The 14,617-nt window shown below is 46.1% G+C and carries 12 protein-coding genes; 4 read left to right on the top strand and 8 right to left on the bottom strand.

Annotation, left to right across the window (positions count from 1 at the left end; translation table 11 throughout):
- Positions 1–10: 10 nt before the first annotated feature.
- On the top strand, positions 11–676 hold the full coding sequence (locus NL643_RS07325) for a peptidase E (protein ID WP_253644184.1): 666 nt from the start codon (positions 11–13) through the stop codon (positions 674–676).
- Positions 677–765: 89 nt separating this feature from the next.
- Here NL643_RS07325 and NL643_RS07320 read toward each other — a convergent pair whose 3' ends face one another.
- The 3 genes from NL643_RS07320 to murQ form a co-directional block, all read right to left on the bottom strand.
- Positions 766–1,821 (bottom strand): porin, encoded by a 1,056-nt coding sequence (locus NL643_RS07320; protein ID WP_025589113.1) that lies wholly within the window; start codon positions 1,819–1,821, stop codon positions 766–768.
- A 148-nt stretch (positions 1,822–1,969) separates the two neighbouring features.
- Positions 1,970–3,424 (bottom strand): PTS N-acetylmuramic acid transporter subunit IIBC, encoded by a 1,455-nt coding sequence (gene murP, locus NL643_RS07315; RefSeq protein ID WP_140289652.1) that lies wholly within the window; start codon positions 3,422–3,424, stop codon positions 1,970–1,972.
- 28 nt (positions 3,425–3,452) lie between these two features.
- Positions 3,453–4,355, bottom strand: a complete 903-nt coding sequence (gene murQ / locus NL643_RS07310; RefSeq protein WP_253644183.1) for an N-acetylmuramic acid 6-phosphate etherase — start codon at positions 4,353–4,355, stop codon at positions 3,453–3,455.
- 243 nt (positions 4,356–4,598) lie between these two features.
- Between murQ and NL643_RS07305 the strand changes: the two genes are divergently transcribed.
- A complete protein-coding gene (locus NL643_RS07305) occupies positions 4,599–5,450 on the top strand; it encodes an SIS domain-containing protein (protein WP_253644182.1) in 852 nt (283 codons plus the stop codon).
- Between the two features lie 19 nt (positions 5,451–5,469).
- On the opposite strand, the gene mpaA is transcribed toward NL643_RS07305, so the two are convergent.
- The gene (mpaA, locus tag NL643_RS07300; RefSeq protein ID WP_253644181.1) at positions 5,470–6,180 is read right to left on the bottom strand and encodes a murein tripeptide amidase MpaA; all 711 of its coding nucleotides are present in this window, start codon (positions 6,178–6,180) and stop codon (positions 5,470–5,472) included.
- A 141-nt stretch (positions 6,181–6,321) separates the two neighbouring features.
- Here mpaA and NL643_RS07295 point away from each other — a divergent pair, with 141 nt between their 5' ends.
- A complete protein-coding gene (locus NL643_RS07295) occupies positions 6,322–7,947 on the top strand; it encodes an ABC transporter substrate-binding protein (RefSeq protein ID WP_253644180.1) in 1,626 nt (541 codons plus the stop codon).
- 63 nt (positions 7,948–8,010) lie between these two features.
- Here the strand turns inward: NL643_RS07295 and NL643_RS07290 are convergent, their stop codons facing one another.
- Positions 8,011–8,595, bottom strand: coding sequence for a flavodoxin family protein (locus NL643_RS07290; RefSeq protein WP_253644179.1), 585 nt, complete (start codon positions 8,593–8,595; stop codon positions 8,011–8,013).
- Between the two features lie 231 nt (positions 8,596–8,826).
- Between NL643_RS07290 and NL643_RS07285 the strand changes: the two genes are divergently transcribed.
- Complete coding sequence (locus tag NL643_RS07285; RefSeq protein WP_253644237.1) at positions 8,827–9,165, top strand: hypothetical protein; 339 nt, start codon at positions 8,827–8,829, stop codon at positions 9,163–9,165.
- Between the two features lie 301 nt (positions 9,166–9,466).
- Here the strand turns inward: NL643_RS07285 and NL643_RS07280 are convergent, their stop codons facing one another.
- The 3 genes from NL643_RS07280 to NL643_RS07270 form a co-directional block, all read right to left on the bottom strand.
- Positions 9,467–10,060: a mechanosensitive ion channel family protein gene (locus NL643_RS07280; protein ID WP_253644178.1), complete on the bottom strand. Its 594-nt coding sequence runs from the start codon at positions 10,058–10,060 to the stop codon at positions 9,467–9,469.
- Positions 10,061–10,569: 509 nt separating this feature from the next.
- Positions 10,570–12,684 carry a type I secretion system permease/ATPase gene (locus NL643_RS07275; RefSeq protein WP_006740888.1) on the bottom strand — a complete coding sequence of 705 codons (2,115 nt, stop codon included), beginning with the start codon at positions 12,682–12,684 and terminating at the stop codon, positions 10,570–10,572.
- A 15-nt stretch (positions 12,685–12,699) separates the two neighbouring features.
- Positions 12,700–14,613 carry an EAL domain-containing protein gene (locus NL643_RS07270; protein WP_253644177.1) on the bottom strand — a complete coding sequence of 638 codons (1,914 nt, stop codon included), beginning with the start codon at positions 14,611–14,613 and terminating at the stop codon, positions 12,700–12,702.
- Positions 14,614–14,617 lie beyond the last annotated feature (4 nt).

The following is a 14,617-nucleotide window of genomic DNA, read 5'->3' as shown; positions in this document are numbered from 1 at the left end:
AAGCAAAGGAATGCGAAAACACTGTATTGCGATTGGTGGTGGTGGCTGGATGATGGGAGAGAATCCGAGCCCGCTCGATCAATACATTTTGTCTTTGTCTGGTAAGGAGAATCCAAACATTTGTTTTCTACCGACAGCCACGGGAGACGCCGATGAAGTGATTGAACGTTTTTACGATGCGAAGCTTAGTGAAAACGTGACCCATTTTCCGCTGTTTAAGTTTGAAGCTGGTTGGAAAGAAACGCTATTTGAACAAGACATCATTTACGTCGGTGGCGGTAATACGCGTTCGATGTTGGCCATTTGGCGCGAATGGGGAATCGATAGAATACTCAAGCAGTGCTATGAACAAGGCATCATCATTTGTGGCATGAGCGCTGGTGCAATTTGTTGGTTTGAGTTTGCGGTGACAGACAGTGATCCCGAAGCATACCAAGTTATGCGTTGTCTTGGATTAATTGACGGTTTGGCTGCGGCGCATTTTTCCCATGTCGGTGAGAAGTTTGAGGTTTTCCAAGCCTTTGCTCGTTCTCAACCGAGCATCACTTGTTATGGCATTCACGATTATGCGGCATTGCACTTTGTAGATGGAAAATTGTTAGCTACTGTCACCAGCTTTCCTGATGCAGGCGTGTTGGTCAAAACAGGTAGCGAAGAAAACATATTGCGAGGGTGAGCTTCTTCAAATCAGCATTAAAGGCAATAACTACTGACCGGACATAGAAGAAGCTCATGGATTCAGCTAACTTACATTAAATATCGTGCTTACAGCTCGTAACGCAGACCTAAGTGGTAGTAGCTTTCGTCTGCGTGCGCACCGCCAAACGAGACTTCTTGTCCATTGCTGTAGCCACGCGAGCCGTTACGATCAACGTAGTTTGTGTAGATAGAAGAACGAGGCGTCAGTTTGTATTGCACTTCTAGCGTTGTATCTTTCAGCTCTAGCTCGTCACCATCACTGTTTTCTAAAGAACGATAACCAGCACGCAGTGCCCATTTGTCATTTACACTGTAAACCGCCGTCAGTTCCATCACTTTGTCGGTACTGGTTTGTGAGTAATAGCCCTCTAGTTCATCTTCCGAGTACAACGCACCCAACATCAAATCACCTAGGTAGTAACGCGTACCTGCGCCCCAGAATGTGTAATCGGTGTCGTTGCTTTCACGTGCATCACCTTTATTTTTCTGCATCGCCACCACTGGTGCCAAGGTACCCAAATTCCCCATGTCTAGCGTATAACGCAGTGCAGCGTTGTAACCGTAGTCGAGTTCAGAAGTGTTGTTTCCTAAAATGTACGCGACAGAAAAATCGAAATTACCTAGGCTGTTTTGGTATTGCAGCGTGCCATCTTGACGGAAAACTTGCGTCGCGGTTTTGTCGACTTTATTCGCTTGGCGCGCCATAGAAACATCGGAAGAGGCGAACACATCACCAATGTCGGTAAACATAATCAATCCAGATGCCACGCGACCACCAGTAATGCGACCATAATCTTTCGCATCAATCCCCGCCCATACATAACGTGCGGTCAGAGACGGTTTGTCGTTTACTTGGTTTGCGTATTCAGCGGCACCCACTTGGTATTGCGCTTGGCCGATGATCGACGCGTACTCGTTGATGGTTTGTGAACCGTTTAAACCAATACGGCCATCAAACTCGCCATTTGCATCGCCGTGCTCATCATTTTTACTGGTGACATTGAAACCAAGACGAGAGTAAATATTTAAAACTGACCCATCTTCCGCTTGATACAGCTGCGCTGCCATTGCGTTTGATGCCATCAATGTTGGGATAAGTAGAGTCAAAATGTGCTTTTTCATGATTAACGACCTTTCATTTCTGTTGTTTTAGGTACGACAAAGCCCCTTCCGAGTAACGGAATAAGAAAAATTGTCGTGAAGTAGAGAGAGGGTGCGCCCTTGTTTGCCAAGGGCGCGAGCTAGTCCATTCCTATAGGGGAAGAATGATTTAGCTTAAATCGACGTCTTTGCAGCCAAAGAAGTAAGTCGCGAGGAAGCCGACGATGTAAGAGATAAGCAGGCCAGCAACAAACACCATCATGCCCGGGAAGATGCCATTTTCTGATGTCATGAGAGGAATCGCCACGATACCGGACGGGCCAAACACCGTATTAAGACCAACTGGCAAGCCAAGGTAAGAAACTAAGCCGATAAAGAAGCCGCCCGCAGCACCACCAATACAAGCGGTAACGAATGGTTTTACGCGTGGTAATGTCACGCCGTAAATCAATGGTTCGCCAATACCTAGAAGGCCAGGAATAATAGCGCCTTTAACTTGAGTGCGCAGTAGAGCGTCTTTTTTGGCTTTGAAATACAGCGCCATTGACGCGCCAACCTGACCGCCACCAGCCATCGCTAGGATAGGAAACAGCGAGTTAAAGCCCTGTGCTTCCATCAATGCGAAGTACACTGGAACAAAACCCTGGTGGATGCCAAATACCACAGAAATTAAGAACAAACCTGCCAAGATTGCAGCGCCTAATGGGTTATCGTTCAAGTTGAGGAACAACCAAGACATCCCTTTAAACAGCTCGCCGCCGATTGGCATGATGATCAAGAAGGTTACCGCACCCATGATCAACAGAGTGATAACGGACGTTAAGATCATGTCCAGATCATCTGGCATGTATTGACGAACCTTACGCTCGACTTGCGCACCGATGATCGCCGCCAAAAGTACGCCGATAATGTTGCCGCGCGGATCAATCGCAAAGCCGAAAAATTCGTTCATGCCAGAGTAAATGCCGGATGTAGCCTCTGGGTTGTAACCCAGTACAAACAAAGAGGCGAGAATGGCACCATTAACACCTGAGCCGCCAAACGCTTGCTGCGCGTTGTAACCAATCAGAATACTTAAGAAAGCAAACAGACCCTTACCAAAGACTTTCATGTAGGCGATCAAATCCAACATAAACTGGCTTGGTGTCTGGTCGAGAACAAACATCTGTTCCAATAACGTCGCAAAACCTAGCAACAAACCAGCGGCAATAAAGCCAGGGATCAACGGCGTAAAGATGGTAGCAAACTTGCTTAAAAAACGCTGAACCGCACTGGTTTGCTTACTCTTCATCTGTTTTTTCTGCTTGGCCGCGACGGCAGAAAGATCCTGTTGCGGCATATCTGGTTCTTCACTGTCACCAGAGGTTAAGCTATCGATCAATTGATTCATCATCTCAGCCGCTTGTTGAGCTTTTCCGGGACCGAGAATGATCTGAAACTGCTCATCGCTTTCCACCACACCCATTACGCCGGGAATTTGCTTGATAACTGACTGATCAGCCAAGCCATTGTTGGCGAGCGATAAACGCAAACGCGTCATACAGTTACCACATTTGCTTACGTTGCTGCTGCCACCCACTGCGGACAGCAACTGCGATACTGTGTTTGAAGTTATTTTTGCCATAGGGTCTATCCTTCAGAACTCGGATTATTTAGTTATTATTTAGTGCTGCGCGAATAAAACCGTTGTGCGCGGCGAGGCGTGATTTGGCTTGTTCGGCATCCAAATCGGCCAAAATCATTAAGATGGCAGTTTTGCAGTGTCGATCGCAGGCATTTAATGCTCGCTCTGCTTCTTCTTTTGATGCGCCAGTTGCTTCTACAACAATGTTGGTTTGGCGTTGGATGAGCTTGGCGTTGGTGGCCTCTACATCCACCATTAAGTTGCCAAATACCTTACCGCTACGAATCATTGCACCTGTCGTGAGCATGTTTAACACCAGTTTTTGTGCGGTGCCGGCTTTCATGCGAGAAGAGCCAGTGACAACCTCTGCGCCAACAATCGGCAGAATCGCGATGTCGGCCGCTTTTGCCATGGCACATTCTGGATTACAGGCGATAGATGCGGTCGTAGCTCCGATGGATTTAGCGTACTCCAAACCACCTAGCACATAAGGCGTGCGGCCACTTGCAGCTATGCCTACAACCACGTCATGCTTGGTGAGGTGAAGCGCTTTTAAGTCGTCTTGACCAATTTCCACGTCGTCTTCTGCGTTTTCTACCGCTTTCAAAATCGCTTGGTGTCCACCAGCAATTAAGCCAATCACCATGTCTGGATGCGTGCCGTAGGTAGGAGGACACTCGCTCGCATCAAGAATTCCTAAGCGGCCTGATGTGCCAGCTCCCATGTAAATTAAACGGCCACTATTTGCAAAAGCTTGGGTAATTGCATCAACTGTCTCTGCAATTTGTGGTAGCACCGCTTTGACCGCGAGCGCGACCTTTTGATCCTCTTCATTAATGACTTGCAGCATCTCGATGGTCGAAAGCGTATCAATCTCTGCACTGGCTGGATTACGGCTTTCTGTCACCAATCGGCTTAAATCAATTTTCATGTTTTACACTCTTCGTAATGTTCAATCTGAGGGCGATTCTATGGAATAAAATATTCTATTTTGGTGATAAAAATCACACTTGAGGTTATTCTTTGTGCAGGCGAAATTTGGAATAATGAGAGAAAATATACGTCCATTACATCCGGTATAAACTGGCTTGGTTAGAATAATCATGGGGTTAAATCAAACTCCAATTATTTTTGTTTTGGAATAATTTATTTAAAATTTTTTGAGGTTTTTGTTGTGTCAGTTATCAATAAGATAGTCGCGAGGCGTACTCAGCTTTCGCAAAGTGGTCGTTTGGTCGGCGATTGGATTGTTGAAAACGCAGAAAAGGCGGCGCTGCTCACCAGCCAAGAACTTGCGGCGCAAGTAAAAGTGAGTCAATCGAGCATTGTGAAATTTACTCAGCGTATCGGCTTTAAAGGTTACAGCGAGTTTAAATTAGCTCTGAATGAAGAGATTGGCCGTAAGCATGCGATGCAGTCGACACCGCTGCACAGTGATATTTTGGCTGACGACCCCATTGCGGTTATTTCACAGAAACTGGTGAAAGCGAAAACCGATGCTATGTTTCAAACCACCAATACGCTGTCTTACGAAGCGTGTCACCAAGCGGTGAAATGGTTGAGTGAAGCGCGTCGAGTGCAAGTGGTCGGGATTGGGGGCTCTGCACTGACCGCGAAGGATTTAAGCTTTAAACTGCTTAAACTTGGTATTACGGCGCTTTCTGAACAAGACAGCCACGTGCAGATTGCTGTTGCCCGCACGCTCTCTCCAGAAGATGTTCAGATCGCAATCTCGTTTTCGGGTGAGCGCAAAGAAATTCTCGTCGCGGCAGAAGCGGCAAAAGAGCAGGGCGCGAAGGTGATTGCGTTATCTGCGCCTGGGAGAAGTCGCTTGCGCAGTATTGCCGATATTACGTTTGATACGATTGCCAATGAAACGGAACATCGCAGCTCATCCATTGCTTCGCGCACCGCGCAAAACGTGATCACCGATTTGCTGTTTATCATCTTGGTTCAGCAAAGAGACGACAGTGCCCGTCAGTTGATCAGCGATATCAGTACTGACATCAAGCAGATCCTCACATGATCGCTTGTTTAACAGCGGACTAGAGATCCGGATCGTGCCTCAGCAAAGCAATAAAAGCAGAGAGATGTTTTTCAATGGTGAGATCGGCAGAAATCGCGGGCAATTCCAACGTGATGCAAGGTAAATCACGTTCACTACACCAAGTGCCGAATGAGCCGGGTGTTTCGTAGTCGACATCGTCAACGATTGGCAGTTGGAACTGCTCGCCGAGCCATTTGGCAAGGACGGAATGTTTGGGATCATCCACAAACGCCAGCGGTTCATGAAACGACACAACAAACTTTGGCTTGCGCAGTTCAATCAAGTTAATTAATGCGCTAACTTCTGGCTCTAGCTGGTTTTTAGTGCCAGATTTCACCTTTACGTCTCGAACGGGTGTGTGAGAACTCCATCGATACACAGTGCCATGCTCAGTCCAATTTTGGGTTGGAAACGCGCGATTAAGATCCACTTGGTTTGCATTTGCGCGTGTGCCTAGTTGGTTGCCGTCAGGATTCATTGACAGAATCACATCATGTCGTAAGTTTTCAGCTGGCAAGCTTCTTAGCGCGCAGGACAAACCTGCAATCGAGGCCGTCTCATCCCCGTGAGTGCCTGCCAAAATCAAACCTCGCGAAGCACTTTCGACTTGAGCCGGAAAATACAGTAATGGCGCACCAAGCACGGATTGACCGTATATTGTTGGCCGAATTAAAAATGCCGCTCTTTCCGTTCTTGGAATTAGACTCACCGTAATCTCCTGATTGATGAAGTAGTATCAATATCTAAGCTAATTACACCTAGCTAAACTGAACCGTTTAAACTCGTCAACGGTTGAAATGTTAATTGTGGCACTTGCTTCACAAGACGCGTTAGGAGAACGAAAAACGATATGGATTTTAAAAAACATTCAACGGCGTTGCTGATTTCCTCTTTATTCACCCCTTTTCTTGCTACATCAGTTGCTGCGGAGACCTTACCTAACGGCGTTCAACTTGCCGCAGAACAGCATTTAGTACGTGCGAATGACGCAGAGGCGGCGACGCTTGACCCAGCGAAAGCCGAAGGTCTGCCAGAAATGCATGTGATTCGTGACTTATTTGAAGGGCTTGTGATTCAAGATCGTGACGGAAACATCATTCCCGGTGTGGCAGAATCATGGGAAACCAACGACAACCAAACCTTTACTTTTCACTTGCGCAAAGAAGCGAAATGGTCGAATGGCGAGCCTGTGACGGCGGAGGATTTTGTCTATTCACTGCGCCGAGCGGTAGATCCGAAAACCGCTTCTCCAAATGTTTGGTATCTCAAACTCACCAAGATCAAAAACATCGCCGATGTAGCAGAGGGCAAAAAGCCTTTGGACGAGCTCGGTATCAAGGCGGTGGATAAATACACCCTACGTTTTGAGTTGGACAGTCAAGTTCCGTACTTTGTTGCCATGACTGGGCACACGTCCATGATGCCAGTGCATCAAGCGACAGTGGAAAACCGCGACAAGCCGTGGAGCGATCCAGACCAATTTGTTAGCAACGGTGCATTCACATTGGATAAGTGGGTCGTGAATGAGCGCATTGAACTGGTTAAGAGTCCAAGTTACTGGGACAGCGCAGATACGCATCTAAACAGAGTGACTTACATTCCGTTTGAAAACCAAAACGCGTCGATCAATCGTTATGCGGCAGGAGAGTTGGATATCACGTCAGATGTGCCGACTCATATGGCGCAGAAGCTTAAACAAGATTACAAGCAGGCTTACACGGTGGTGCCATTGTTGTGCACGTATTACTACGCGTTCAATACCACTCGTCCGCCATTTGATGATGTGCGAGTGCGTCAAGCGGTGTCGTACTCCATCATGCGCGATGTGATTACAAATGGTGTCACGCAAGTGGGCAACCTTCCTGCTTATACTTTTGCGCATCAGTACACCGCAGGGTTTGATGCGACGCCGCCTGAATACAGTAAGTGGAGTCAGCAACAACGTGACGAGAAAGCGCGTCAGTTGTTAAAAGAAGCGGGTTACAGCCAAGACAAGCCGCTCGATTTTAAATTGCTGTACAACACCAGTGAGGCAAACAAATCGATCGCGGTTGCGATAGCGTCGATGCTACAAAAAAATCTCGGTGCAAACGTGGAGTTAGAAAACCAAGAGTGGAAGTCGTACTTAGTGGCGCGTAAACAAGGCAATTTCGATGTGATGCGCGCTTCCTGGTGTGGTGATTACAATGAAACGTCTACTTTCCTGAGCTTACTTCGCTCAGGTTCTTCGGGTAACTTTGCACGTTACAGCAATGCAGCGTACGACAACGCGATGAACAGTGCACTGGCTGCAACCGATGAGAAAGCGCGCCAAGGATTTTACGACCAAGCTGAACAGTTGCTGGCGACAGATATGCCCATCGCACCAATCTATTACTACATGCAAGCACGTTTGGTTCGTCCAACCGTGGGTGGCTTTGCAAAGAACAACGTAGAAGGGCGCATCTACTCGAAAGATCTCTACATTAAAAAGTAGCGCTCAAAACAAGCGATAAATACGAAGCCCCGCAGATGTGTCTTACGGGGCTTCTTTTTATTGTTAGCGAGCGGAGAGCTTGTTCACGAGCATAGCGACTCGTTTGCCAAGATACTCCGCCGTTGCAACATCAGAAGCATGCAACTGACCACTTTCACCACCTTGTGCAACAATACCACCTTGTACACCATAACGATTCAGGTTTTGCTCCCCAGAATTGCTGATCTTATCCAACCCGACCCACATCATGCCGTGTTGGTTAGCGAGCGTTTGTAGATATTGTAATGTGCAAGATTGGTCGCCATTCATTGCCCCACCACTGGTAAAGCCAGCCGCGATTTTGCTCGCCCATTTTTGGTAATACCAAGATTCACTGTTTGCATCTGCAAATGCTTTAAACTGCGCTGCTACACCGCCCATATAGGTCGGTGAGCCAAAGATAATCGCATCACACTCAGCAAGTTCATCCATTAGTTTAGGGTTCACAAAACGTCCCTCAATAATCTCACTGCCTTCAATTCGGTGAGAGAGGATTTCACATTCGTCTTGCTGCTTAATGCCTTGTTGTTCAACACCTGCGGCAATCGCGCGAGCAAGCTGACCAGTAACGTCGGTTTTAGAGAAATAAATAATCGCAATTTTGGACACAATGGTTCCTTTTTTCATTGTTGATTTTTAATCGTGCGACTAAGGCTAAAACCTCAAGCTAAGTTGAGGTCAAGAAGAGATTTGAGATAGATAAAGTACGAATTGGTATCTAAAGAGCCTTCTTATAGGGTAAGTCGACGGCATAACTACAGTGAATGCAACGACGATGAATGTCGTGTATAAAAGCGTTAAAGGAAGATCTTAAAGATGTAGAAAACTCTCTTGGAAACAATGATAAAGGTACCGATGCTAGTGATGATTAATAGGCGGAAAAATAGATTAAAATATGTAAACTCAGACCTGATCCAAGGCGGGAAAAGTACATTTCATCGTTTCTTAAGGCGAGGGATTATTATCATTATGGTAGGAGGCCTTTCTACAGCCTCTTCCACGGTATTTGCACACTTTATAGGGTGGGTGTTTGATGTGGATATGAATGTTCATCCAGAGAGCTTAGAAGAAAAAGTGCATGCACTACTTTTTGTTTCGGTCAGTCTTGTTTTTTACCTCTTTTCTGCCCTTATCTCGCTAAATATTAGTGGGTGGCTCATAATGAAGCTAAAAATATAAGCTTAACTAAAACCATGTCCTTGTATTTTAAGGAAGATGGAACTAGTGACGATTTTTTCTTTGCTTGCACCATCTCTATTTTTTGTATTTATTTAAGGTTCGTAAAGAAGAAGCTTACTTTGGTTAAAGTGGCGCTTTTGGTTTCGGCGATGTGTCATGTGTTTATCATGAAAGAATACAGCGGTGACCTTTCAGTTTATACGTTTTGTCTCTTCACTGTTGTTCTCCATTAACTTTGGGTTATTTGTGACTACCAAGTGATATTAAAAAGCCGATGTATCTACATCGGCTTTTTAGTGGGTTATTTCTTTCTGCGAGTATAAATCCGAGATTTTGCTTTACTTGGCTCTGGCTTGTTTTTCGCCAGCTTTAGTACCGCTTTTTGCAAAATCTGGTTGTTTGGGTAAGTGATCAAGTTACCGTTATCGTGCTTAATTAACACGTGAAACATACTGATTTCTTGAATCTCGCCGCTGATGTCTTCGTCTTTCTCTACGACTTTAATGCGATCGCCCACTCGGTATGGGAAGACAAAAAAGATCAAAAAGCTGGCAGTGATGTTGCTCAGAATTGACCACTGCGCAATAAACGCCACACCCAATACGGCGAAAATGGACGATAGGAACAATGACACATCGCCATAGCCAATCCCGGTGATAATGGCAAAAACAGACGCGGTTAAAAATAAAAGCACGACGTTAAAACAACGCTGAATAAAACTCAGGCGGGCCTTTTTTACACCTTTTGAGGTCGCTAAGTTTAAAATGGCTCGATTGACGATTCTCTTCAGAATGCGATATGCAATCAGGACAATAATGCCCATTAAGACTTTGTACCCGAGAGAGCCAGCGGTGAAATACTGGCTCACTTGATCTAGATGGATCCAATCATTCATTTCTTCAACTCGACGATATTAAGAAAACCGCTGTTATAGCTGATTTTCTGATGTAAGTAATCACAAATTTTTCTCTCCATTTTCGTCTCTCTACCTAGGAATTTCGCCCTAGAGCCTACGGAGAGTTGTAGAGTTTTATCAATAGTGTGCAGAGCTTTACTTCTGTTTGCGCTCACCGCATATATTCAACCAAAGTTGATGCGGTTTTAAAGTGTTTAATGTTTGAGCTGTATCTCATATCCGGTATTATATGAGGCTAGGAGCGTATAAACGTGCTGAATATGATTTTTGTCCTGATAACCTAAGACGTGTTGAGTGAAATGGCTTGCTAGGATATCTATCAAATGGAAGAAGATGAAAAGGCGATTATGATGTTGGTAGTGATTGTGGGGCTAGTGCTCGTTTGGATAGCGCTTGAAGAGCTTAACTATCTTGGATTCTCAATAAAATAAGCCCCGTTAAACATGAGTGCAAACGGGGCCTTTCTCTTTTGTAAATGCTAATTTCGGTTAGCTAACCGCACGTACTTTGCCTTGCTTCAGGTCATTCAGCACTTGCGCTTTAGGACCATCAGCAATGATGCTGCCTTTCTCCATCACAATTACTCGATCAACGATGTCGAGCATCGACGTTTTATGCGTAATCAGTATCAATGTTTCGCTCGGTTTGAGCTGAGATAGCTGGTGCTTAATATGCATTTCAGAGCGGTTATCCATCGCGCTGGTCGGTTCATCCATGAGTAGGACGGGAGGACGGCCCAAAAATGCACGAGCGATCGTGACTGCTTGACGTTGACCACCAGAAAGCATCGCACCACCTTCACCTACTTGACGTTCTAAACCAGCTGGATCCGATTGTGTAAATGCGGTCACGCCTGCACGGTTTGCTGCATCAAGCACGTCTCGGTCATCGGTTAGTGGACGACCCAAGGTAATATTGTCGCGAATCGAACCGAAGAATAGATTCGAATCTTGAGGCACACAGCCGATGTTACGTCGAACATCAACGTGGTGAAGCTGTGCAATATCAGTGTCATCGATACGTACGTGTCCCTCTGTTGGCTTATACAAGCCCATGATCAAGCGCTCTAACGTTGTCTTACCCGAACCAATTCGACCGATTATCGCGACTTTTTCTCCAGGATTTATCGTGAGAGAAATGTTACGTATAGACGCGACAGGAGAGTCTGGGTAATGAAACGTTACGCGATCAATTTCAATCTTACCTTGGATGATTGGGCGATGGATGTAGCGTTTCCCTTCTTCTTGCTCGTCTGGCATTTCCATGACTTGATTGATAATCGTCATAGAAGACTTCGCTTGGTTGTAGCGCGTTGAGAGCAAAGACAGCTGAACCAAAGGCCCTATGGCGCGACCACTCAACATGGTTGCGGCGATTAAGCCACCCATAGTGAGCTCGCCCTCTGCAATCAGATAAACACCGAGAATGATCATCCCAACGTTACTACTTTGTTGCACGAAGCCTGCCGCGTTCTGGATGCTGTCGGTAATGCGGCGGCTTTTGATGTTCCAGTTCGCCATGTGCGCCACCGCTTCTTCCCAACGGTATTGGAATTGGCTTTGCGCGCTGAGCATTTTTACGGTTTCTAGCCCCGCTAGACTCTCAATTAAGTTGGCGTATTTTTGCGATGCTAAGCGTGACCCTTCCTCTATAGAGCGACGCAGCGGTCCTTGAATCAGTAGTGAATGAACAATCAAAATGACCACGCCGACCATTGGAACATACACAAGATCGCCAGCCATTAGCCATATAATCACCAAGAACAGAATGGCAAAAGGCAGGTCAATTAGGGCACTGACGGTTGCAGACGTGAAGAATTCTCGAATAGATTCAAACTCTTGAAGATGGCGAGCGAATGCGCCGACCGAAGGCGGCTTCGATTCCATTCTAATCCCCATCACTTTGCTGAACAGTTTGGAGGAAATCAGAATGTCAGACTTCTTTCCTGCGACATCAATAAAGTAGTTTCTCAACGATTTGAGTATGAAATCGAATAGAAAGACAACAAAGATGCCGCTTGCCAATACCCATAAGGTTTCAAACGCGAGATTTGGTACCACTTTGTCGTACACCAAACGAGTGAACAGCGGGGCGGCAACGGCAAAGAGGTTGATGAGAAGTGAGGCGATTAAAACATCGCGGTAGATACGTTTTGACTGCCACAAGGTTGACCAAAACCAGTGACCTTCGTTGGTTTTGAGCACCTCGGGAGAGCGCTCATCGAAACGGAATTGTTTTTTAACTAAAAAGTAGCGACCAGTGTACTGCTCAAGTAGGTCTTCTAATGGAATGGAGATTGGCACCATTCCACTTTCTAAGGTGGTGACTTCGGCTTCGCGTGTCTCCGCGTTAATGCTGTTGAGAACGCATGAGTCACCGCCTTTAAGAACTAAGATTGCCGGCAGAATCAGGCTGGAGATGTTCTCCAGCTCTGCACGGTTTTCCTTGGCAACCAATCCGGCCCTTTCCGCTGCTCTTGGTAGCAAAAATGGAGTTAGCTTGCCGTCTGAAAGCGGAAGGCCATTGACCAGCGCTTCTGGCGAGTTAGCTAACCCATAGTAACGGCTAACGTAGATGAGCGAATTCAGTAAAGGGTCTTTCATCTGTGGTAAACCTTTTTATTCCTTGTCGACGATGAATCCTTGGAATACCTCAACAAAATGCTCGGTGAGAAAGTCCAACTGGATTTGAGTTTCAATACGCGACGCGATAGTCGTAATGCCTAGGTTATGAGCAGTACGAGAAATCGACGTTAGCGTGAATTTCTGTTTTTCGTCGTGTAAGTTGTGTGTGAATAGGTAATCGAGCTTCACATAGTTAGGGCGGAACTCTTGGATGTACTCCAATGACTGGAAGTTACGTCCATAGTTATCTACGCCAAACTCAGCCCCGGATTGGCGAATGGCATTACATAACAGCGCCGTGTGGTGAGGCTGATCAATAAAACACTCCTCTGGAATTTCAAAGTGTAGCTTAGAGGCCACTTTTGCGTGTTTTTCTAACATGCTGGTGGTCCAGCGAATGAACGATGGCTGAGACAAGCTGCTTTGCGCAATATTGATCGCGACAGGATCGATTAGCTCGCCACTTTCTAGCATCTTAATCATCGACTCAATAACGTATTGGTCGAAAATATTGGTGGCGTCTAACTGCTCTAGTGCGAATAAATATTGGTTGGCACGGAACGTTTCGCCCTCTTTTTCGATGCTTGAGAACACTTCGTTATGGAACACTTTACCCCAAGTGTTCTTCGCTGCTTGGAAGCGGAATTTAACCCAATCGCTATGAATCGCTTCTTCAACCAGCGCTTTCCACTGCTGTTTACCCATTAAGTTAGAAGGTGTGTCACTGCCGATAAAGCCGTAAGCTTTGTCTGGTTGAGCTTTGGCTTTCGAGAGCGCATTATCCACCATAGATAAGATTTCAGAGCGCGTTTTTTGGTCTTTACTATGCGCAACACCTAAGGCTGCTTTTGGTTTGGCTAGACCGGTTGGATCAGTGTTCAACCCGTTAACGCAGTTCACGATGCTGTCCGCCAAAATGCGTAGTTCGCTTTCATCCATGTGTGGGAAAAGCAGGCCAAACTCATCACTAGACAGGCGTGCAATGGTAGCTCCCGGCACATCAATGGTGTTTTTCAGACGTTGAGACAGCTCTTTTACGTGGGCATCGGCGCGTTGGTAGTCTTTTGTCTCGTAAATGTCACCAATGTATTCTGCATGGAGTAGCGCGATACCCCCTTGCGTTTGCTCTGCAAGCCATTGGTCTATTTGGTTGATGTAGAACGAGCGATTACCCAGTTTGGAGATAGGGTCGAGGTAAGCTTGAGCACGCAGTCGTTGTGCCTCTTTCGCTTGCTCTTTGAATGACAGCTCAATTTGAGCAGACATCATGTTAATGCCATCTACCACCGCGATCAGATCTTTAGTTCTTGGACGAGCAAGTGGTTCACCAAATTGGTTATTAGCGATTTCATGCATTTTTTTCACGATGGCCGCTAATGGTTTTAGTGAGCGACGGAGGATGTACGAAATCGCAATTAAACCAGCCAGGAAAATGACACTGAACGCAGATAACAAACCAATAAAGCCTTGCCAGAGCTGCTCGTAAGCTGCTCCTGGGTGGCTAATGATTTCCACTTCAGCAAGTTGCATCCAACCACTGGTCACTACGCGCTTATCGTGAATGGCTTTGAATAGATTCATGTCGATAAACCATTGTGGCACCGTACTTGGTTTAACCGGGTAAGTGCGCACGATTTGGTAGTCAGAATCTAAAGCGGTAAGGCGAACAACCGAGTAGGTGCTGCCGTCAAACAGAGCATTAATCACGGATTCTACCGCGACTTTATCTTTGTCTTTAAGGTAAGGAGCCAATGCCAAACCTACGGTGTTAATGGTGTTGTTGACCTCTGAACGTTGCTGTTGTCCCAAGCTGTCTCGAGTCGTGTTGAATTGGATTACGAATACTGATGCCAACAAGAGTATAAAGACCGTAACCATTCCCACTACAAGCTTCTTATATAGGGTCATGTTT

It is taken from the genome of Vibrio sp. Y42_MX_L11, assembly GCF_024181785.1.
In the GTDB taxonomy this organism is placed as follows: Bacteria; Pseudomonadota; Gammaproteobacteria; order Enterobacterales; family Vibrionaceae; genus Vibrio; species Vibrio diabolicus.
The sequence above is the reverse complement of the archived record's forward strand: the minus strand, read 5'-3'. Positions and strand labels throughout refer to the sequence as shown.